The following is a 630-nucleotide window of genomic DNA, read 5'->3' on the forward strand; positions in this document are numbered from 1 at the left end:
AAATAACCATCCTCCGGCAAAGCCGGAGGTTTTCATAAATGTGAGCCGCTCAAAGCGGCTAAACAGGGACGCTTACGCGGCCCCTACTCTTTGAGCCACCGAAACGGTGGCAACTTATCTCCACAGCCCCAACTGTTCCAACTTCTCATCCTCCTGCTCTTGGTGTCGGATGTAGTTGCGAATCACTTCCTCGTCTCGTCCTACCGTCGAGACAAAATACCCTCGCGCCCAGAAGTGCTGTCCGACAAAGTTTCTCTTGCGCTCTGCATATACGCGCGCCAAGTGAATCGCACTTTTTCCCTTGATGTAGCCCACCACGTTCGACACCGCATATTTCGGCGGTATCGAAATCATCATATGCACATGGTCGGGCATCAAGTGGCCCTCTTCAATTCGGCTCTCTTTGTGCTGTGCCAGTGTGCGAAACACATCTCCCAGATGCTTTCGCAATTCCCCGTACAGCACCTTTCTCCGAAACTTCGGTATAAACACAACGTGGTACTTGCAGTCCCACTTCGTGTGATTTAGGCTCTCAATCTTGTCCATCCAGTTTTTTCCTTTCGTTTGCTTGGCGGCTCACGATTGGAAGTTTCTGCGATGGACACCTACTTATACGTCAAACTTCTACTG

Annotated in this window: 1 protein-coding gene; it reads right to left on the minus strand. The window is 50.6% G+C overall.

Annotation, left to right across the window (positions count from 1 at the left end):
* Positions 1-114: 114 nt before the first annotated feature.
* The gene (gene tnpA / locus C5P05_RS03220) at positions 115-546 is read right to left on the minus strand and encodes an IS200/IS605 family transposase (protein WP_114968432.1); all 432 of its coding nucleotides are present in this window, start codon (positions 544-546) and stop codon (positions 115-117) included.
* Positions 547-630 lie beyond the last annotated feature (84 nt).

It is taken from the genome of Rhodoferax ferrireducens (assembly GCF_003347515.1).
GTDB lineage: Bacteria > Pseudomonadota > Gammaproteobacteria > Burkholderiales > Burkholderiaceae_C > Rhodoferax.

Bases quoted from the DNA above. Each gene is read 5' to 3' on its own strand.
- tnpA (WP_114968432.1), bottom strand. From the start codon at position 546: ATGGACAAGATTGAGAGCCTAAATCACACGAAGTGGGACTGCAAGTAC.